Annotated in this window: 17 protein-coding genes; 12 read left to right on the top strand and 5 right to left on the bottom strand. The window is 57.4% G+C overall.

Annotated elements, in window-relative coordinates; translation table 11 throughout:
- Positions 1–13: 13 nt before the first annotated feature.
- The 6 genes from HU754_RS20450 to HU754_RS20425 all read left to right on the top strand — a co-directional run bounded on the left by HU754_RS20450 (position 14) and on the right by HU754_RS20425 (position 6,955).
- Entirely contained in the window at positions 14–1,096 is a 1,083-nt protein-coding gene (locus HU754_RS20450; protein ID WP_095050484.1) for a glycosyltransferase, read from the top strand.
- A gap of 15 nt (positions 1,097–1,111) precedes the next feature.
- Positions 1,112–2,224 (top strand): polysaccharide pyruvyl transferase family protein, encoded by a 1,113-nt coding sequence (locus tag HU754_RS20445; protein ID WP_095124334.1) that lies wholly within the window; start codon positions 1,112–1,114, stop codon positions 2,222–2,224.
- Positions 2,221–3,453, top strand: a complete 1,233-nt coding sequence (locus tag HU754_RS20440; protein ID WP_186624449.1) for an MATE family efflux transporter — start codon at positions 2,221–2,223, stop codon at positions 3,451–3,453. The genes HU754_RS20445 and HU754_RS20440 overlap by 4 nt, the downstream gene beginning before the upstream one ends.
- Positions 3,444–4,547, top strand: a complete 1,104-nt coding sequence (locus HU754_RS20435; RefSeq protein WP_016986717.1) for a hypothetical protein — start codon at positions 3,444–3,446, stop codon at positions 4,545–4,547. Before HU754_RS20440 ends, HU754_RS20435 begins: the two co-directional genes overlap by 10 nt.
- Before the next feature lie 12 nt (positions 4,548–4,559).
- Positions 4,560–5,606: an acyltransferase family protein gene (locus HU754_RS20430; RefSeq protein ID WP_186624448.1), complete on the top strand. Its 1,047-nt coding sequence runs from the start codon at positions 4,560–4,562 to the stop codon at positions 5,604–5,606.
- A gap of 218 nt (positions 5,607–5,824) precedes the next feature.
- Positions 5,825–6,955 (top strand): SGNH/GDSL hydrolase family protein, encoded by a 1,131-nt coding sequence (locus HU754_RS20425; protein ID WP_186624447.1) that lies wholly within the window; start codon positions 5,825–5,827, stop codon positions 6,953–6,955.
- A 142-nt stretch (positions 6,956–7,097) separates the two neighbouring features.
- Here the strand turns inward: HU754_RS20425 and HU754_RS20420 are convergent, their stop codons facing one another.
- Both HU754_RS20420 and galU read right to left on the bottom strand, forming a co-directional pair.
- Positions 7,098–7,502, bottom strand: coding sequence for a phosphohexomutase domain-containing protein (locus HU754_RS20420; RefSeq protein WP_095050491.1), 405 nt, complete (start codon positions 7,500–7,502; stop codon positions 7,098–7,100).
- Between the two features lie 29 nt (positions 7,503–7,531).
- A complete protein-coding gene (galU, locus tag HU754_RS20415; RefSeq protein ID WP_093433753.1) occupies positions 7,532–8,365 on the bottom strand; it encodes a UTP--glucose-1-phosphate uridylyltransferase GalU in 834 nt (277 codons plus the stop codon).
- Between the two features lie 389 nt (positions 8,366–8,754).
- Here galU and galE point away from each other — a divergent pair, with 389 nt between their 5' ends.
- The 6 genes from galE to HU754_RS20385 all read left to right on the top strand — a co-directional run bounded on the left by galE (position 8,755) and on the right by HU754_RS20385 (position 14,955).
- Positions 8,755–9,771 (top strand): UDP-glucose 4-epimerase GalE, encoded by a 1,017-nt coding sequence (galE, locus tag HU754_RS20410; RefSeq protein WP_093433755.1) that lies wholly within the window; start codon positions 8,755–8,757, stop codon positions 9,769–9,771.
- 230 nt (positions 9,772–10,001) lie between these two features.
- Positions 10,002–10,238 (top strand): hypothetical protein, encoded by a 237-nt coding sequence (locus tag HU754_RS20405; RefSeq protein WP_007910552.1) that lies wholly within the window; start codon positions 10,002–10,004, stop codon positions 10,236–10,238.
- A gap of 90 nt (positions 10,239–10,328) precedes the next feature.
- Positions 10,329–11,447 (top strand): polysaccharide biosynthesis/export family protein, encoded by a 1,119-nt coding sequence (locus HU754_RS20400; protein ID WP_186624446.1) that lies wholly within the window; start codon positions 10,329–10,331, stop codon positions 11,445–11,447.
- A 9-nt stretch (positions 11,448–11,456) separates the two neighbouring features.
- Positions 11,457–12,122, top strand: coding sequence for a YjbF family lipoprotein (locus HU754_RS20395; RefSeq protein ID WP_034156404.1), 666 nt, complete (start codon positions 11,457–11,459; stop codon positions 12,120–12,122).
- Positions 12,122–12,880: a capsule biosynthesis GfcC family protein gene (locus HU754_RS20390; RefSeq protein WP_186624476.1), complete on the top strand. Its 759-nt coding sequence runs from the start codon at positions 12,122–12,124 to the stop codon at positions 12,878–12,880. Before HU754_RS20395 ends, HU754_RS20390 begins: the two co-directional genes overlap by 1 nt.
- A complete protein-coding gene (locus HU754_RS20385; RefSeq protein WP_034156402.1) occupies positions 12,877–14,955 on the top strand; it encodes a YjbH domain-containing protein in 2,079 nt (692 codons plus the stop codon). Before HU754_RS20390 ends, HU754_RS20385 begins: the two co-directional genes overlap by 4 nt.
- Positions 14,956–16,020: 1,065 nt before the next feature.
- On the opposite strand, the gene HU754_RS20380 is transcribed toward HU754_RS20385, so the two are convergent.
- The 3 genes from HU754_RS20380 to HU754_RS20370 form a co-directional block, all read right to left on the bottom strand.
- Complete coding sequence (locus HU754_RS20380; RefSeq protein WP_186624445.1) at positions 16,021–17,415, bottom strand: undecaprenyl-phosphate glucose phosphotransferase; 1,395 nt, start codon at positions 17,413–17,415, stop codon at positions 16,021–16,023.
- A gap of 389 nt (positions 17,416–17,804) precedes the next feature.
- Positions 17,805–18,437, bottom strand: a complete 633-nt coding sequence (locus tag HU754_RS20375) for a winged helix-turn-helix domain-containing protein (protein WP_093433774.1) — start codon at positions 18,435–18,437, stop codon at positions 17,805–17,807.
- 279 nt (positions 18,438–18,716) lie between these two features.
- On the bottom strand, positions 18,717–19,457 hold the full coding sequence (locus HU754_RS20370) for a winged helix-turn-helix domain-containing protein (RefSeq protein ID WP_186624444.1): 741 nt from the start codon (positions 19,455–19,457) through the stop codon (positions 18,717–18,719).
- Positions 19,458–19,674: the final 217 nt, after the last annotated feature.

Here is a 19,674-nt window from a genome sequence, read left to right as displayed (position 1 = left end):
AAGTGGGTGATTTGTGAAGAAAATACTGCACGTGGCAGAGACGATCAAAGGTGGCGTCGCGACGGTGATCCGGACGATTTCGGCTTCGCCTGAAGGTGATGCGGCGAACTACGAGCTGGTGTACCTGGTCCCGGACGATCAGGCCAAAGAGTTGCACGGGATCGGCGCGCAGCAGATCCGTACCTTTCCCCGCACTGGACGCAACGTGCCGTCGTTGCTGCGTTTTGCCTGGCGTTTGACCCAGGTGATGCTCAAGGAAAAACCCGACGTGGTGCATTTGCACAGCACCTTTTCCGGGGTGATCGGGCGATGCGTATGTGTGCTGTTGCGACCGTGGCGCAAGCCGAAAATCGTCTACTGCCCGCACGCGTTTTCGTTCCTGATGGAAAGCTCGCCGACCAAGCAAAAAGTCTATGCATGGATCGAGCGGGTACTGCAGAAAGTCACCGATGTGATCATTTGCGTCAGCCAGTATGAACTCGATAAAGCCGCGCGCTTCGGTATCGAGCGCAAGCGCATGAAGCTGATCTACAACGGCATTCACCACAAGGATGACGCGCCGAAAGCGGCGAGTCCCGAGCCGATTCATCTGCTCTTCGTCGGTCGCCTCGATTATCAGAAAGGCTTCGACGTGTTGCTCAAGGCCTTCGCCAACGTGCAGCGCAAAGACTTGAAGCTGACCGTGGTCGGCAGCGCGGTGAACGAGGACGCGGTGGAGTGCCCGCCGATGGACTCTGTTGAATACCTGCCATGGGTCACGCCGAGCGAAGTGCAGGCGCTGTACCAGAAAGCCGATGCGCTGATCGTGCCGAGTCGCTGGGAAGGTTTCGCCATGGTGCCGCTGGAAGGCATGGCCATGGGTTTGCCGGTGATTGCCAGCAACTGCACCTCGCTGCCGGAACTGGTCACCAATGAAGTCTCCGGTTATGTCTTCCCGTCCGGTGATCACCAGGCATTGGCCGACGTGCTGACGATCATCCAGAAGCCACGCTTGCTCGACCTCGGCAACGAAGGCCGGAGCATTGTCCGCGAGCGTTTCAGCGCCGCGTTGATGATTCGCCAGACCTACGACCTGTATCGCGCTCCCACTTTTTAAGTAGAACTCAAGCATATGAACGTAACGATTTTGCATGGCTACAGTGCGTCCAACTCCGGTGACGGCTTGCTCGTCGATCTGGCCATTGCCCTGGTGCAGCGCAACTTTGGCGAAGACACCGCGATCAGTGTCGTGGCCTCCGATCCGGACTCTTTCAGCTACTTGCCGCACCCACGTTTCGACGCGCCGGTGATGGCGGCCAAGGGTTTGGGCCGGGTCAAGCAAGCGGTGTTTCTCAATCAGTCCTACGCCGGTCTGGCGGATCTGCTGAAGAAAACCGACCTGATCGTCGGCGTCGGCGGCGGCTACATGCGCTCAAAAAGTGCTTTCGAACATATCAAGCTGAAACTCGGCCACGCCAAGCAACTGGAAACCGCGATCCTCAGCAAAGTGCCGTCGGTGTACCTGCCGCAAAGCATCGGCCCGTTCCACGGCGAGAGCAGCAAAATCGTCGAGCACTACGCCAGTGCCGACGCGGTGTTCGTCCGTGACAATCGCTCTTCGGCCATTTTCGATGCCTGCGCAAACGTCTACCGCGCGCCGGATCTGGCCGTGCAATCGCTGGCGAGCAAAATCCTTCAGCAAGCAAAATTCACCCGCTGCGCGTCATCGCCAGCCACAGTCTGCGTGGTGCTGCGCAAGCCGCCGGAGTGGAGCAAGGAAAAGAAAGTCGCTTACGTGGCCAATCTGAAATTGCTGCTGCAGCGCTTGAAGAACAAAAGCAAAGTGGTTTGCGCCGTACAGAGCGCGGTGCGTGGCAACGATGACGGTGCGTTCTATCGCGAACTGGGCATTAGCGAAGACTTGCTGTCGTTGAAGGCGACGATTGCCAAGTATCAGCCGGACCTGGTGATTTCCGTACGCCTGCACGGCGCTATTGAATCGCTGCTTTCCGGCGTGCCGGCGTACCACATCAGCTACGAACGCAAAGGCTTCGGCGCCTATCAGGACATGGGCGTGGAAGACTGGGTGATCAACGGCGGCGACATCAATGTCGACACCATCATCGACACGGTTTACGCGCCGAATGCGTTGTCGAATTTCGGCAAGCGCCTGACCGATACCTGCCGTGAAATCGAGGCAAAAACCGTGGCCATGGACGAGATCATCAAAGGTGTCGTTCGATGATATTTCGGCTACTGCTTCGCGGCGGTGCATTGGGCGCGAAGTTTTTGCTGGTGTTGGCGATCACCCATTACCTCGGGTATGAAGCGCTGGGTTTTTACGGTGTGGTGGTCGCCGCTTCGTTGATCGCGTCGAAGTTCTACAGTGTCGGGTTCAGTTCCGAGATCAATCGCTTGATCAGTGTCGGCGGCAGTTCGCGCCGCGTGGTCGACAAGGTGCTGCTGCTGTACCTCGCCGTTGGCGTGATCTTGTCGGTGGTGACGGTGCTGATTTATTCGCTGTTCCAGCAAGTCGAAGCGAGCGCCGCGCTGATCCTTTGTGTGACGTTGGTGTTGCTCACTGAGCATCTGTCGTTCGAGATCAACTCGTTCGTGTTTTCCGCGCAGAAAGCCACGGCGGGCGCGCTGCTGTTTTTCATCAAGACCGGCCTGTGGGCGGTGTTGGCCGTGGGCGGGATGATGCTCGGTTGGGTCTCGGGAATCGCCAGTGTGTTGTGGTTGTGGGTCGCCGCCAACGTGCTGGTGATCATCGCCGGTTACCTGATCGTGGTGAACGTTCATCACGGCCGGGAAACCGGGACACTGGCCACTGCTACTGTATGGAAAGCGGGATTACCGTTTTATCTCGGCACCGGGTTGATCGCGTTGAGTCAGTACGCCGAGCGGTTTCTGATCGCCGACCTCGAACCGTACGCCAAACTGGGTCAATACGTGTACGCGTGGTCGGCGGCCAACACCTTGCAGGCGCTGTCGTATGCGGTGGTGGCGGTGGTCGGGATTCCGCTGTTGGCCAAGCGTTTTCAAGCCGATCAGCAGGCGTTCACGGTCAAGCAGTTGTTCGTCAACAAGTGGGTCATGCGCTCACTGGTGGTGTCGGCGGCGGTGGCGGTGGCGATCTATGTGTTTTTCAACGTGGTGCTCGATTACGTCGCCACCAGCGTGCCGCGTCCGGACAATGTGATCCTCGGCGTGCTGATTTTTTCCTTCGCTTTGCGCGCGATTGGCGACATCGTCTGGGGCGGTTTGATTGCTTCGAAAAACAGCCGCGTATCGCTCGCCAGCGCGGCGATCTGTCTGCTGGTTTCGGTGCCGGTCAGCTATGTGTTGATCAAGCACTATTCGATTTACGGCGCCGCTTGGGGCAATGTCTTCGCGATCATCGTGCAACTGCTGGTGATTGCCGTGCTGACCCGCGCAACGGCCGGGAAAAAGGCTGCGTTGTCATGGGCCTGAAACTGCCGTGCATCGAGTTTCGCGGCAAGCGACTCGATTCGTATGTCTCGTTCCTGATCCTCTTCACCGGGCTGTTTCTGTCGGTGGCGATGCCGCTGTTGATTCCACGTGATCCGGGGCCGGATGCGATGACGTTGTGGTCGTCCTACGCCCGCGCCGACAACTGCAATTTCTGGAACCCGTTCTCGCCGGATCGCTCGTCCTACGAGTGTTCGGCGTTCCTGCTGCGGCCCACCGGGATCAACCTGACCAATGCCTGGGCCTACGGCATGTTCTGCAATTTTTTCCTCACGGCGATTCCGGTGGTGGTTTTTCGGCGCATGCCGTTGGCGATCTTCGGCACCCTGTGCCTGTGGGGCATCGTGCGCTCGTTCTTCCTTGAGAACCTGACCAAGGAAATCATTGTGTCGGTGGCGGTGTTGAGCATTTTGCTCAGCTCGCTGACGCGAAAATATCGCGGCGGATTTTTCCTCTCGGCAGTGATCTACGGCGTGCTGATTCGGCCCTACTGGATTTTGTTTTCGCTGTCGTGGGTCGGCGTCTGTGTGATGAAAAAGTACGTGTCGCGCACGACGTTCTTTCTGATGCTGTTCCTGTTTTATCTGGCGGTGGCGATGTCGATCCAGCTCGCCCTGGGCTTTCCGGTGTCGTCGATCCGCGCCAGTAACAACGAGTTGCGCACGGCGGGCGAGGAGGGCTCGAAATCGTTGATCGTGTCGTGGCTCAGCGGCAGCGACTTCGTTTCGCAGGCGCTGGACTCGATGATCATCTTCTTCCGCCTGTCGTTCCCGGTGGAGCTGATTCTGCTGTCGGGGCCGGGGCAGGTGATCTTCGTCGCGTTGATGATCATGACCGCGTTGCTGCTGTTCAAAGTCATCACCTCGACCGATTACAAAGGCGCGCCGATCCAGACCAAACCCAAGGAACTGATCGCGATTCCGCTGGCGTTTCTGCTGGTGCAAGGCCTGTTCGAGCCGGACTTCGGCTCCTTCGCCCGGCACTTCTCGATGGTGGTGCCGGTGTTGTTTGTCGGTCTGGGCTTGATGCTGCGGGCGAACAAACCGGTGCAGGTTGAATCAAGAATTCTGAATTGAGGCAGGTGCTTTATGTCGAGCAAGAAAAAGTCCCTGGAGATTGAAACCCTGCGTGGCCTGGCGTGCCTGCTGCTGGTGCTCTATCACGTCATCGGCCCGCTGGGCGGCGGGTTGAAGATCGATGTCGGCTCGCCGTACCGGGTGCTCGCCGATTCGATGGTGTACGTGCGCATGCCGTTGTTCACCTTCATCTCCGGGTACATCTATTCGATCTACAAGATTCGTGGCAATGACTTTTCCGCGTTTTTCAGCGGCAAGGTGCGCCGCTTGATCGTGCCGCTGTTTTGCGTCGGTGTACCGTTCTCGGTGTTGCAAGCGGTGGGGCCGGGGGTGAACAAGGATGTCGGGGTGATCGACGCGCTGTTGTCGTTCTGGGTGCCGATCAACCACTTCTGGTTCCTGCAGGCGGTGTTCATCATTTTCATGTTCGTCGGGCTGCTGGAGTGGCGCGGGATGCTGCGCTCGGCGACGCGCTTGTATGGGCTGTTCGCGTTTGCGGCAGTGTTGTTTCTGCTGCCGCCGTTCAAGTTCGACGCGTTCGGGATCAACGGTGCGATTTATCTGCTGCCGTTTTTTGTCGCGGGCATGATTGGCCAGGAGAACGTCGATGCGCTGAAGCAACGCTTCAAGGTGATCGGGCCGTTGGTGTTTGTGTTGATCTCGCTGACGTTGTTGTATGTGGCGGCGATTGATCGTGAGTTGATTGTTGATCGTCGTAGTTTGATCGGTCTGACCGTGGGTTGCGTATCGTGCATTGCGTTGCTCTCGAGTGATATGCGCTCGAAGGCGCTGACCTGGCTGGGTGGCTATTCCTATGCGATCTTCCTGTTCCATGTGCTGTTCGCGGCGACGTCGCGGTTGGTGCTGGGGCGGTTGGGGGTGAAGGATGAAAGTTTGCTGGTGCTCGGTGGTTTGACCTTTGGTTTGCTCGGGCCGGTGCTGTTGTCGATGATTTTCAGCCGGTTCAATTTCACCTCGGTGTTGTTCCTTGGGGAGCGGGCGGCGAAGAAGAAACCTTTGACGCCCATCACACCTGTGGTGCAAACCCACAGCAGCTAAGAGCTTCGCGAGCAGGCTCGCTCCCACAGGTTTTTTGGGTGTACACAGATTTAGCGGATGACCGCGACAAATGTAGGAGTGAGCCTGCTCGCGATAGCGTTGTGTCAGTCAATGCATTTGTATTGGATAGACCGCTATCGCGAGCAGGCTCACTCCTACAGTTGATCTCTGTACATCCCGGCATTCAGTGGGCCATTTCAGACTGAAGGAAATTTTGCATGTTGGCAGTAGATGACGCGCAACCCGTCGCAGCGTCGGTGGTTCAGGTGGGCGATGCGCGCGAGCGTTTCGCGCAGTGGCGTGAAGGCAAGGCCGGTAAGGTTTTGTCGGTCTCGGTGATCGGCGACAGCTACAGCGCCGGGCAGGATTTCTACCTGAACAAACTGGTGCAGCGCGTGGCCGGGGAGGTGGGGTTTGCCGGGCCGGGTTACGTCGGTTTCAACCACGGTGCCGCACTGGGCGGCACGCATTTCAAATACACCCGCAGCAGTGACAAGTACTTTGGCGGCGACTGGAAGGTTTCAGAGTTGGGGCAGGCGAGTCCGGACAGCCGCACAGTGACGGGCCGGCCCGGTGCGTGGTTGCAGGTGGATGCCAATCCTTCGCCGCGCATCGATACGGCGGTCACTCAGGCGAAACTGCTTTATCTGGGTAACGGCGAATCCAGCGAGATCCGCTACCGCTGGACGCCCACGCAAGACTGGCAACCCTTGAAACTCGAAGGTGCTGGTGTTCAGGAAGTCCCGCTCACAGGACTCTCGGCGGCGAAAGACTGGTCCTTCAAACTGGAAGTGGTGAAAGGCGCGCCGACGTTGTTCGGGCTGTGGATGAGCAACGATCAGAACGGCGTGCGCGTATCGAAACTGGCGGCCTCCGGTGCGGCGTCTGCGGATTTCTATCACCAGGATCCGCAATGGCAGGTGCAGTGGAAAGCTGCCGTGTCGAAGATCCCCGCTGATGTTTACCTGATCATGCTCGGTGGCAACGATCAGGGCTTCGGCGTGAAGCCCGCGCAGTATCTGCAGAACGTTCAGGGATTGGTCGGCATGCTGCGTGAGATTCAGCCGCAGGCGAGCATCAACCTGATCATGCGGCAGGACACCACGCGCTCCAGCGCTTACCCGATGTCGGCGTATGCGCAGGTGCTTGAACCGTGGGCGCGGGAGCAGCATCTGGGGTACGCCAATCTGCAATGCGCGTTCGGCCCTGACGTCAAACGCTACGCGGCAGCGATGATCGGCCCGGACAAGATTCATCCGGTACCGGCCACGGGCGGGAAGGTGATTGCCGATTACTTTTATGGCTGGATTACCGGCGCCAAGGATCGGTGCGACGCCTCCCCTAAATAACACGCAAACCCCAGAGCGGTGATCGTTCCCAAGCTCTGCGTGGGAATGCCGCCCGGGACGCTCCGCGTCCCTTCGCTGGGTGACGCAGAGCGTCACTGGATGCATTCCCACGCAGAGCGTGGGAACGATCAGGTGAGGGGAGTTATTCGAAGGCGTCGACCTGCTCGAGCAACTCCGCAATCTTCTGCGGCATCAACCGCGTATCACACCGAGTCTCAACGTTGATGATGATCGCCGGGTCGTTGCAGCAAATCCGCACGCGAAAACGCCAGTCACCGAAGATCACCTTCAGCCCATCACGGTCATCCATTTCCAGCGCCTGCTCGCCATACAGCTTTTTCAGATGAGCAAGCAGGGGATAGGGATCGCGCAGCGGCCGGCGGATATCACCGGACGCCGGAAACACGCCAATCCGCTCCACCAGCAGAATCGTGCCCAGCCAGGACTCGTTGGCGCTGGGCAACGGTTGATGGCGCGACAGCCAGCTCATCACCCCGAGGTTACCCACCTCGCGTTCAATCTCTACGGAATGTTGTGCAATGTTCATGGTGGCCTCGTTGGGTGAAGGGAGCCGTCTCAGCGGCCCTTGAGATAGACGTTTTCGTAGCAGAAATTGGTCGCCTGCAAGTAACCCTCGGCGTCACCGCAGTCAAAGCGCAGGCCTTTGAATTGGTAGGCCAGCACGCAACCGTTCTGCGCCTGTTTCATCAGTGCGTCGGTGATCTGGATTTCACCGCCCTTGCCCGGTTGGGTGTCGGCGATCAGGTCGAAAATGTCCGGGGTGAGGATGTAGCGGCCGATGATTGCCAGGTTCGACGGCGCGTCTTGCGGGGCCGGTTTTTCCACCATGTTGTTGACGCGGTAGATGCCGTCGGACATCAGCTCGCCGGCGATCACCCCGTACTTGTGGGTCTGGTCGGCCGGGACTTCCTGGATGGCGACGATCGAGCAGCGGAATTTCTTGTACAGCTCAATCATCTGCGTAAGCACGCCGTCACCTTCCAGGTTCAGGCACAGGTCATCGGCCAGCACCACGGCAAACGGTTCATCGCCGATCAGCGGACGACCGCTGAGAATCGCGTGGCCCAGACCTTTCATTTCCACCTGACGGGTGTAGGAGAAGGTGCAGGTGTCGATCAGCTCGCGGGTGCCGGCGAGGAATTTCTCTTTCTCGGTGCCGCGAATCTGGTGTTCGAGTTCGTAGCTGATGTCGAAATGGTCTTCCAGCGCACGCTTGCCGCGACCGGTGACGATGGCCATGTGTTGCAGGCCGGCGTCCCGCGCTTCTTCAACGGCGTACTCGATCAACGGCTTGTTGACGATCGGCAGCATCTCTTTCGGCATGGCTTTGGTGGCCGGCAAGAAACGCGTGCCATAGCCGGCAGCGGGGAACAAACATTTACGAATCATAAAAGTATCCTGGACAGTCATGGAACACAGGCGACGGATGCGAGCCATAAACAATGGCTGCAAGTTTCAATGTTGATTGAAGGCCTACTTTAATACCTGAGTCAGGTTGTTAATGGCAATTAGTTGGGCCGGTAAAACATGACAATGTTATGAGATGTCGGCGAATGCTTTATTAGTTATTTTTAGTCGGTATCGGTTGATAGTGATGAGCGCACAGGGAGTGCTAATAAGTAGCGGGCAATACAGTGTGACCTGCAAAAATATTTATTGCCAGTCATTGAACTAGTTTTGTTTTCGGTTGTTGTCGCCTGTTTGTGTGAGTTGTGACACATCTTCAATAAAACAGGCTTGACACGCTACTTGTCACTCATCCAAAGACGGATAGCACTATGAAGATTCTGGTAACGGGTGGCGCCGGCTATATCGGCTCGCACACCACACTTGCTCTACTTGAAGCAGGTTATGAAGTTGTCGTACTGGATAACCTTTGTAACAGCAGCGAAGCCGCGTTGCACGCCGTTGAGGGCATTTGCGGCAAGAGTGCCTGGATGATCCGCGGCGATGTCTGTGACCGGGCATTGCTTGACCGGATTTTCCGCGAGCACAACATCGAAGCGGTGCTGCATTTTGCCGGCCTGAAAGCGGTCGGCGAGAGCGTGCGCAAACCGCTCGAGTACTACGAGACCAACGTCAGCGGCAGCATCAATCTGTGTCAGGCGATGGCGGCGGCGGGGGTGTTCCGGCTGGTGTTCAGCTCGTCGGCCACGGTGTATGGCGAGCCCGAGCAGATGCCGATTCGCGAGGATTTTCCCACCGGCAATCCGACCAATCCCTACGGCCAGTCCAAGCTGATCGTCGAGAATGTCCTGCGTGACTTGAGCCTGGCCGAGCCACGCTGGAGCATCGCCTTGCTGCGCTACTTCAACCCGATCGGCGCCCACGCCAGCGGGCACATGGGCGAAGACCCCAACGGCATCCCGAATAATCTGGTGCCGTACATCAGCCAGGTGGCGGTCGGCAGCCTGCAAGAGTTGTCGATCTTCGGCAACGATTACCCGACGGTCGATGGCACTGGCGTGCGCGATTACATCCACGTCGTCGATCTGGCCGACGGCCACCTGAAGGCGTTGCAGTCGATCTCCGAACGCAGCGGCATTCATACCTGGAACCTCGGCACCGGCGATGGCTACAGCGTGCTGCAGGTGCTCCACGCGTTCGAGCAGGCCTGCGGGCAACCGGTGCCGTACCGGATGATGCCGCGCCGCTCCGGGGATATCGCCGAGAGTTGGGCCGACGCCTCCAAGGCGGCAAAAGAGCTGGGCTGGAAAGCTACGCGCAACTTACAGGACATGGTCACTGATACTTGGCGCTGGCAATCGAACCATCCCCAAGGCTACTCGCGATGATGGCCATTTAGTTCAATGTTATTTTCAGTCAGGTTGTTAGATAACGTCGGGAAATTACACTGGCAATGCCTTTTGCAAATCCGTAGATATAAACCTGCCGTTCGACTTTTATCAGTTGGGTAAGACTGTGAAAGAACAACGGATCATGTTCGCGCTTTTTGCGGACTTGAACTCACCACCGCTAACTCAGGCCGGTTTTTTAACAGGTCGAATGTTAGAAAGGAGTTGATATGAAAAAAGTGATGGCAGTTGCCCTGTTGACGATGTTGAGCAACTGGGCTGCCGCCGCTGAAGCACCGTTGACAGCGGTAACCAATGTAGGTGGCAACGTGGCGGCTTCTCAAGCGCCCGCAGCCAGTACTGCAATGGTTGCCAGTGCTGTAGCGGCGTCTAACAGCGGTGGCAGTGCCAACGGCGGTACCACCGGTACGACGGGTACCACCGGTACAACCGGCACGCATAACTAACAGGAAGTTCTGTTAGTGCAGTACAGGGTCGCCCGACGCAAGTCGGGTGACTTTGTTTTTGGATTCGCCCTTGAATAGCGTAGTGCCATTATGACTCGTAGTGTTTATCTTTTAATGTTGGCAAGTCTCGCTTTGCAAGGTTGCATGTTTTCCCCCGGTCAATACCTCAGCACCAGTGACATCACCCGCCAGGGTGCCAGCGAAAGCAGCCGGGTCGAGCTGATTCCGATCACGCCGAAGCTGATTGCCATGAACCGCGCCACGCAAAAGCGTGAGTCGCTGCCGCCGGAGCTGCTGACGACGCCGGCCGAATACCGCATCGGCAACAATGATGTTCTGTACATCACCGTGTGGGATCACCCTGAGCTGACGGCCCCGTCCGGCGCGCAACAACAGATCGATGCCAACGGCCGTCTGGTGCGCTCCGATGGCACGCTCTATTACCCGTTCATCAAGGAAGTCCAGGCCACTGGCCGGACCATCCAGCAACTGCGCTCGGACATTGAACAACGGCTGTCGGCATTCATCGCCGAGCCGCAGGTAGATGTCGCGGTGTTGCGTTTCGCCAGCCAGAAGGTCGTGGTCACCGGCGCGGTGGCCAAGGCCGGCCCGCAAGCGATTTCCACCAATCCGCTGAGCGTGGTCGAAGCCCTCGGCTCGGCCGGCATCGACACCAACAACGCCGATCTGTCCGGGCTGTTGCTGACGCGCAAGGGGCGTACTTATCCGCTCAATCTCGACTCGCTCAATCAGGCGGATTCCGAGTTGCAGAACGTTTACCTCAAGGGCGGCGATCAGCTGTATCTGCCGTACAACGACAACAAGCGCATCTACGTGATGGGCGAGGTCAACCAGCCGCGTGCGCTGAGTTTCAAGACCGCGACGATGAACCTCACCGACGTGCTCGGTTCGGTCGGCGGCCTGGCCCAGACCACCTCCAATGGCAACGCGGTCTATGTCATTCGTGGCGTGGAAAACCTTGATGTCGAACCGGCCAAGATCTACCAGCTGGAAGCCGAATCGCCGACCGCCATGGCGCTCGCTTCGCACTTCGAAGTTCGCCCGCAGGACGTGGTGTATGTCGGGCCTGCCAACGTGACTCGCTGGAACCGTCTGATCAGCCAGTTGGTGCCGTCGGCATCGATTGTCGGCACCGGCGCTTCCGCTGCGAAGAACTGGAGCGAATACAGCAACAACAACGCCAAATAAGGTCCGACTTTGAACATTTTAAAAGTTGGCCTGTGCCTGATGGCGGCCTCGTTGCTGTGCGGCTGTAACCCGCTGATGAGCGCTTCGTTAAATAACCTCAAGGCCGCAGTCGTCGGCCCGGATGAGGTCGATGTGTCGGCGGCCGAAGTGGCGGGGGTCAACTATCCGCAAATGAAACTGACCACGCCTTCCGGCTCCGGGGTGCTGGCGCTGGTGCGCGAGCGTGAAGACCTGCAGTTCTGGGTCGCCTCGGGCAAACAGGTTCTGCTGCTGCGCAATGGCCTTGCCGTGCGTTCCATTGGCCTGGGTCTGGAAGGCGATCTCGATGGCACGCGGTTGGCCGACGACTCGCCCTTCAAACAGGGCCTGCATCACGTTGCCGACGGTTTCACCACGCGGCGCTGGATCGACCTCTACAAAGGTCAGGAAGTCGGGGTGATCGTCAACAGCCGTTTCTCCCGCCGCTCGGAACAAACCCTGAAGATTCTCGACAAGGAATACACCGTGCTGCGTGTCGATGAACACATTGACGCCCCGGCCATCGGCCTGAGCGCGACCAATCGTTACTGGGTCGACCCGCGCGACGGGTTCATTTTGCAGAGCGAGCAGCAGCTGACGTCGCAGTTGCGCGTCAAGGTCGTGCAACTGACCCCTGATCGCAGGCACCTGCCGTGATGCGCCTGAAAATGTTGTCGGCGAGCTTGATGCTGGTCGCGAGTGTGAGTCAGGCGGCTGTCACGGTGTCGGGCGATGTCGCCAATCCCGGGCCGGTCGCGTTGCCAGCGGGTGGGCGCTTGCTCGATGTGATCAGCGAAGCCGTGCCGAATGCCGAAGGCTATTGGCTGGCGGGCGGGTTGCTGCGGCAGTCGCTGATTGAGGCGCAGACACGACTCAAGGTCGGTGTGTTGTTTGATCTGGATGTACTGCAACGCATGTCAATGTTGTTCGACCGGCCGAGTCGGGCGGCGCTGGCGCAGCGCATTGCCGAAGAAGTGCGGCAGATGCCGGTAACGGGGCGGCAGATCGCCGATCTTGATCCGGTTGCATTGGAAGTCGGCTTCGCGCGCAACATTCGCCTCGATGACGGCGATCGTCTGGTTTATCCGAAGCGCGTCGATGAGGTGCAAGTGCTCGGCGCGGTCGCCGAGCCGTGCCACTTGCCGTATCAGCCGTTGCAGGAAGCCCGTGAATACCTGCAAGGCTGTTCGATTCTGGCCGATGCCGAAGCCGATTATCTGTGGCTGATCCAGCCCAACGGCGTCTCGCGGCGTGTCGGCATCGCCCACTGGAATCGTGAGTCCGGACACTTTCCCGTGGCCGGCAGCAAGATTCTGGTGCCGGTGAAAAATGATGATCTTGATCCGCCTCTTCCTGAACTGAATCAGCAGTTGGCCGAATTCATTGCCACGCAGCTGGCCGAGGTGGTTCGTTGAAGTTACGTTTTGCAGCTGTGTTGTTATTGCCCTGCGGTCTGGCTCATGCCGAACCGCGCATTACCCAGAATGATTTCGGTGGCACCGGGCTGTTGCAGACGCCGACGGCGCGCATGGCCCCGGCCGGCGAGTTGAGCGTCAACGCCAACCGCACCGATCCGTACAGTCGCTACAGCGTTTCGTTGCAGCCGCTGGACTGGCTCGAAGGCTCGTTTCGCTACACCGCGATCACCAACCGGCCATACGGCTCGGAGGCCCTCAGCGGTAGTCAAAGCTATAAGGACAAGGCGGTCGACGTCAAAGTCCGGCTGTGGCAGGAAAGTCACTGGTTGCCCGACGTGGCGCTCGGTTTCCGAGATGTCGGCGGTACCGGTTTGTTCTCCAGTGAGTTTTTCGTCGCCAACAAGCGCTACGACAACTTCGATTTCAGTGCCGGCATTGCCTGGGGTTACCTCGGTAATCGCGGCGACATGGACAACCCGTTGGGCTACGTCAGCGATCGCTTCGATACCCGTCCGGCCCTGGAAGGCACCGGTGACGTCAACTCGGGCTCGTATTTTCGCGGCCGGCCGTCGTTCTTCGGTGGCGTGAGCTATCAGACGCCGTGGGATCGCCTCAGCCTGAAACTCGAATACGAAGGCAACGATTACAAAAACGAACCGAAGGACAACGAGATCAAACAGGACTCGCCGATCAACCTTGGCGCGGTATTCAAGGTGACCGATTCGGTCGATGTCAGCGCGGCGTGGGAGCGCGGTAATACGGCGATGTTCGGCGTGACCTTTCACACCAATTTCGTCAGCCGCAAGGCTCCGGCGAAGACTTACGATCCGACCCCGGAACCGCTGCCGGCGAAAGCGCCGAACACGGCGATGGATCAGGTCAACTGGGCCAACGTCTCGCAGCGTTTGCAGCAGAATGCCGGCTACAAGGTCGAGCGCATCACCCAGCGTGATTCCGAGCTGATCGTGTATGGCGAGCAGCAGCGTTACTTCCATTCGTCCAAGGCTGTCGGGCGGGCGAGCCGGATTCTCGACAACAGCGTCAACGACGACATCGACTGGTTCACCGTGGTCAACAAGCGCTACGACTTGCCGCTGGAAGAAACCAGCGTGCCGCGCCAGACCTTCCGCGAAGTGATCAACAACGAAGAGCCACTAGAGTCGCTGCACCGCACCACCGAGATCAACCCGGCGATGCCACACAACGAGAAGACCCTCTACACCGAGGCGCCGCAGCATTTCAGCTATGGCGTGGGTTTGGGCTTCAAGCAGAACGTTGGTGGTCCGGATGGCTTGCTCTATCAATTGAGTGCCGATGCCGACGCCGAATACCGCTTCAACCGCAACACCTGGTGGAGCGGGTTGCTCAGTGCCAACCTGGCCAACAACTTCGACAAATTCACCTACGACGCGCCGAGCGGTTTGCCGCGTGTGCGCACGGATTTGCGTCAGTACCTGACCACGTCTAACACGACCATGCCGTTGTTCCAGGTCAGCCATGCCGAGCAGTTGGATAAAGACTGGTATGGCATGGTCTATGGCGGTTATCTGGAGTCGATGTTTGCCGGTGTCGGCGGTGAGGTGTTGTTCCGCCCGACCGGTGAGCGCTGGTCGGTGGGCGCGGATCTGAATTGGGTGCGGCAGCGCGATTTCGATCAGGGTTTTGCCCTGCGTGATTACTCGGTGGTGACCGGGCATGTCACGGCGTATACCGATTTACCTTTCGATACGCTGGCGGCGGTGAGCGTCGGGCGTTATCTGGCCGGAGACTGGGGCGGTACGCTGGACATCTCGCGCGAGTTTTTCAATGGCGTGCGCTTTGGTGCGTGGGCGACGATCACCACGGCGGGCAGTGCCGAGTATGGCGAAGGTAGTTTCGACAAAGGCATCTACCTGTCGATCCCGTTCGACGAAATGATGAGCATGTCGACCATGCGCCGCGCCAACCTGGTCTGGGCCCCGCTGACCCGTGACGGTGGTGCGCGACTGAGCCGCAGCTACCAATTGCACTCGATGACCGATAGCCGGGAAGGGGACATGTTTTATCGGAATTTCGAGAAGATCACGGAGTAAGCGCGGATATCCGAAGCACCTCTGAAACCTGTGGGAGCGAGCTTGCTCGCGAAGACGTCAGCACATCCAGCATCAATGTTGCCTGACCCACCGCTTTCGCGAGCAGGCTCACTCCCACATTGGCTATCTGTCTCACCCAAAATCCCGATGCCATCCCAGATCCCTGTGGGAGCGAGCCTGCTCGCGAAGGCGTCCGTTCAGTCGACATCCCCGTTGCCTGACCCTCCGCCATCGCGAGCAGGCTCACTCCCACATTGGTTATCTGTCACGCCCAAAATCCCAAGCCAACCACAAATCCCCTGTAGGAGTGAGCCTGCTCGCGAAGGCGTCCGTTCAGTCGACATTCCCGTTGCCTGACCCACCGCCATCGCGAGCAGGCTCACTCCTACATTGGTTATTTGTCACGCCCAAAATCCCAAGCCAACCACAAATGCCCTGTAGGAGTGAGCCTGCTCGCGAAGGCGTCCGTTCAGTCGACATACCCGTTGCCTGACCCTCCGCGATCGCGAGCAGGCTCACTCCTACATTGGTTATTTGTCACACCACAAATCCCGATGCCATCCCACATTGGCTATCTGTCTCACCCAAAATCCCGATGCCATCCCAGATCCCTGTGGGAGCGAGCCTGCTCGCGAAGGCGTCCGTTCAGTCGACATCCCCGTTGCCTGACCCTCCGCCATCGCGAGCAGGCTCGCTCCCACATTGGCTATTTGTCACACCACAGATCCCGTGCCAATCCCGAATCCCTGTGGGAGCGAGCCTGCTCGCGAAGGCGCCCGTACAGTCAGAATCCCCGTTGCCTGACCCACCGCTTTCGCGAGCAGGCTCGCTCCCACATTGGTTATCTGTCACGCCCAAAATCCCAAGCCAACCACAACCCCCCTGTGGGAGCGAGCTTGCTCGCGAAGGCGTCAGTGCATCCAGCATCAATGTTGCCTGACCCACCGCTTTCGCGAGCAGGCTCGCTCCTACAATTTTTGCATTCACCCGCAATCCAGCGCCGTTCCCAAATCCCACGCACAAAAAAGGGGACTTTCGTCCCCTTGCGGTATCCAGCTTCAAACCTCAGTAAATATCCTTCGACAGCAACGTAAACGGTGTCTTCACCAGGATCTTCAGATCCAGCCACAACGACCAGCTGTTGATGTACTGCAAGTCAATCTCGACACGCCTCTGCATCTTGTCGATGGTATCCGTCTCACCCCGGCAGCCGCTGATCTGGGCCAGTCCGGTGATCCCCGGTTTAATCCGGTGACGCGCCATGTACGCGAGGATTTTCCCCGAGTAGTAGTTGTTGTGCGCGACGGCGTGAGGGCGTGGGCCGACCAGGGCCATGTGCCCCTGCAACACGTTGAACAGTTGCGGCAGTTCGTCCAGCGAAGTGCGGCGAATAAAGCGGCCGACTGCGGTAATGCGCGAGTCATTACGGCTGGCCTGCTTCACGTCACGGTCATCGTGAACACGCATCGAGCGGAACTTCCAGACTTTGATCACCTTGCCGTTCCAGCCATGGCGATCCTGTTTGAAAAACACCGGGCCTGGCGAGTTGATCTTCACCGCCAGCGCAATGATCAGCAGGATCGGGCTCAGCGCGATGATCGCCAGAAACGCCACGGTTTTTTCTACCAGACTCTTGCTCAAGGCAGCGGTAGGGCGACTGGTCAGCGGGCTTTCGTTCAAGTAGATCGCCGGCAGGCCATCCACAACCTTCACCGAGTGATTGAGCAGGGTCAGACTGTTCAAGTCCGGCACCCACACCACGTCGACGTTGGCACCCAGCAAGTCACCATAAATCGCTTCGATTTTCGCGGCTTCGCACAGCGGCAGGGTGATGTACAAGCGGCGGATATCATGGGTTTCGATCAGCTCCAGCAACTGTTCCTGATCACCCACTACACGCGGAGCATCCGAACCCAATGCAGACACATCGCCATTGCTGACCAAACCTACCAGCGGCAGGTTTTCCAGTTGGCTGAGTTTCTTCGCCAGACCCAACGCCAGTTCGCCAGTGCCGACGATCAGCGTCTTGTGCTCGCTTTTTCGCGACCGTTGGTAGTACTTGGAAAACGCATGCAGCGGAGCATAGAGAAACGCCTGACCGAGGAAGCCATACACCGCCCAGCTCAGAATCACCTGCCGCGAAAACAGCTCATCGGCCTGGCAGACAAAGGCGATGCACGCCAGCGCCGCCATGGTCATCGACCAACCCATGAACAGCCGACCGAGCCCGGTCAGGTAGTTGTCACGCTTGCGATAAACACCGCTAAACGTATACGCCGGCACCGACGCCAGTACCGCCAGGGTTGCACACATCCGGTAGTAGAACGCGACCGTCCCGGTGTGCTGCTCGGCGAGTATGAACAACAGCGTCACCACAAAGCCTTGTGCCAGCGCCCATTGGCCCCAAAAGGTCAGTCCCTTGAGGCCTGTGCTTCGATTGATACTTAAAGAAAGATCCATACGGTATCCCCAAAAGACGTCCATTCAGGTTTCAACAGTTGAAAACCGAGTTGTTATGCAGACTTATTGTTTTTGTTGTAGCGAGTGTCCTGAGGTAACAACATCGATATGCCGAACTGTCGTCAGTCAATAGACTAAGTTATTGGCTGGAATGGTGTCTGACGAGTTCTAACAAGATGGCACAGTGCCAACTTTTTAATAATTAAATAGAAGGGTGTTAGAAAAGGTCGTGGAGCGAGGGGTGAATAAAGTGTGTTGTATTTGTTACTGTTGGAGGGTGGAGGCAGGGAATATTTACTTCAGGGAGGAAGACCAAGCCAAACAGAGTGCTCTTGTTGTTTTTGTAATCGCACTTTTTCTGTTTGTTCTGTTCGTGGAGGTTTTGCGGGTTACGCGACGACTTCCTGAATCAGGCAATAACCGCGGTTTCTGACGGCACGAAACAGTCGCTCACCATTACTGGCGCTTTTGAATTTGTCTTGCAGGCGACTCAGGCACATTTCCAGGCCGCGATATTGTTCCGGTTCTCGACCGATGCTGAGAATCAGCTCGTCACGACTGACAACACGCTCTTCATGGCTGAGCATTTTTCTGACCAGTGCTGTTTCCAGGCCAGTCAGGCTGATTTCGACATCTTCTTTGACCAGTGCACCCTGAGCCGGGTCGAGATGCCAGGTTTCATTGCCGGGCATATCGCCTTCAACGGCAGGTGGCATGTTGCGGGATTCCCCGGTAATGACCGGGACATTCTGGAAAGGATTAGCCGATTGCGCGGCGCGCCATTCGGACTCGAGCGTGGCCACTATTCGCTGAGTATCGTGTTCGATACTGCGCGGGATATTTTTTCGACTGATGCCTGGATATGTGAACTCCATCACCATTGGAGCGGAAGAGGGCGAATCAACCCCTTCAAACGAATTGAAACGTTCACTGGACAGCATGCTCTCCAGTTCGCGTTGCGACGTTGTACTGTGAGTCACGACAACAAAATATTTCCTTGGGAGGGTTGTACTAGTTTCCATGTCTCTCTCCTGAATACATACCAAAATTGGCTAAAAGATAAATCGGCAGGCGAGCAATGACTTCCTCGGAAGTAATCGATAGGCAGGGTCTGGGCCCAAGATTGGCCCTCGATAAATTCCACTCGATCTGCTGCTATGTTATGGAGTTTTATTGTTATGGGGCGTGTTGTCGCGCTCATTCAATTGCTTGATTTCAAACAGGCGTGAAGCAGAACGGAAGCTATATGGTTGCATTAGACGATCCTTCGTACGTATGCAAATGGGATGGCTGCCCGAGAGTCAGGCAGTCGATATCAGACCCCGCAGCAGGCGATAGCCATAGCCGCGAATGCTCTGAATCGCGTTTGTACCATACATGTCCTTGATTTTTCCACGCAAGCGACTGATTGACTTCTCCAGCGCTCGAGGGTCGTAGAAATTGGTGTTGAGGCCCATGATGCTGGCGATTTCATCATGGCTCAGAATGTGATTACTGGTTTGCGCGAAGGCTTCGAGGATCTTCATTTCGGCAAACGAAATATCGAGTTTCTTGCTGGTGCCCATCAGGCAGATACGCGTCGGATCAAGCGTCAGATCGATATCGCGTTGCCATTCTTCGCTGTTGAAGAACTCGCCCAGCAACTCGGCGCCATCGTCGGAAAGGGTATTGAGCTTGATACAAACATCCGCGCCAGCCAGATAATATTTGATCTTGTTGAAAGCGCCGCGACCGGTGATGACCGCGCAAATGATCGGTTTCAAGTTGTCGCTGCGCAGGTTCTCGACCAGGGCAAGATTGTCTTCGAGGGCCTGAGGGCTGTCGATAATCAGGAAGATCGCTCGATACGAACCAGACTGTTCATTCAACTGATATGAACTAGTGTACGCGCTGGCTTCGAGCGCCATATCGGTACGTATATGCTGGGCGACTAGCGCTTTGAAATGTTCAGCCACGCCACGGGTACGACCCAGAGTAAGAACACCAGGTTCGTCGTTTGTCGGGCGCGGGCTTCTAGTCGCTAAGTTCGCTGAGAGCATCATGCATTGACTCGAATTAAGTGCTGACATCGGGATGTTAAAGCACCGGTTCTCATCTGTGACTGACAATTGGTAACATTCACGCGATTTTTAGACGTGGCTCGCGAGTTTTCTAACAATAATTAAGCTTTTCAAGCTTTTAGTTGATTTTCTTGGAGGGGTGAACTACTGCTTAGATGGTGGCGATATGCAATGGTGCCACTATTTTGAGCTTATTGCG

This window comes from Pseudomonas zeae (assembly GCF_014268485.2).
Lineage (GTDB): Bacteria > Pseudomonadota > Gammaproteobacteria > Pseudomonadales > Pseudomonadaceae > Aquipseudomonas > Aquipseudomonas neuropathica.
This window is presented reverse-complemented; position numbering and strand designations above follow the sequence as displayed.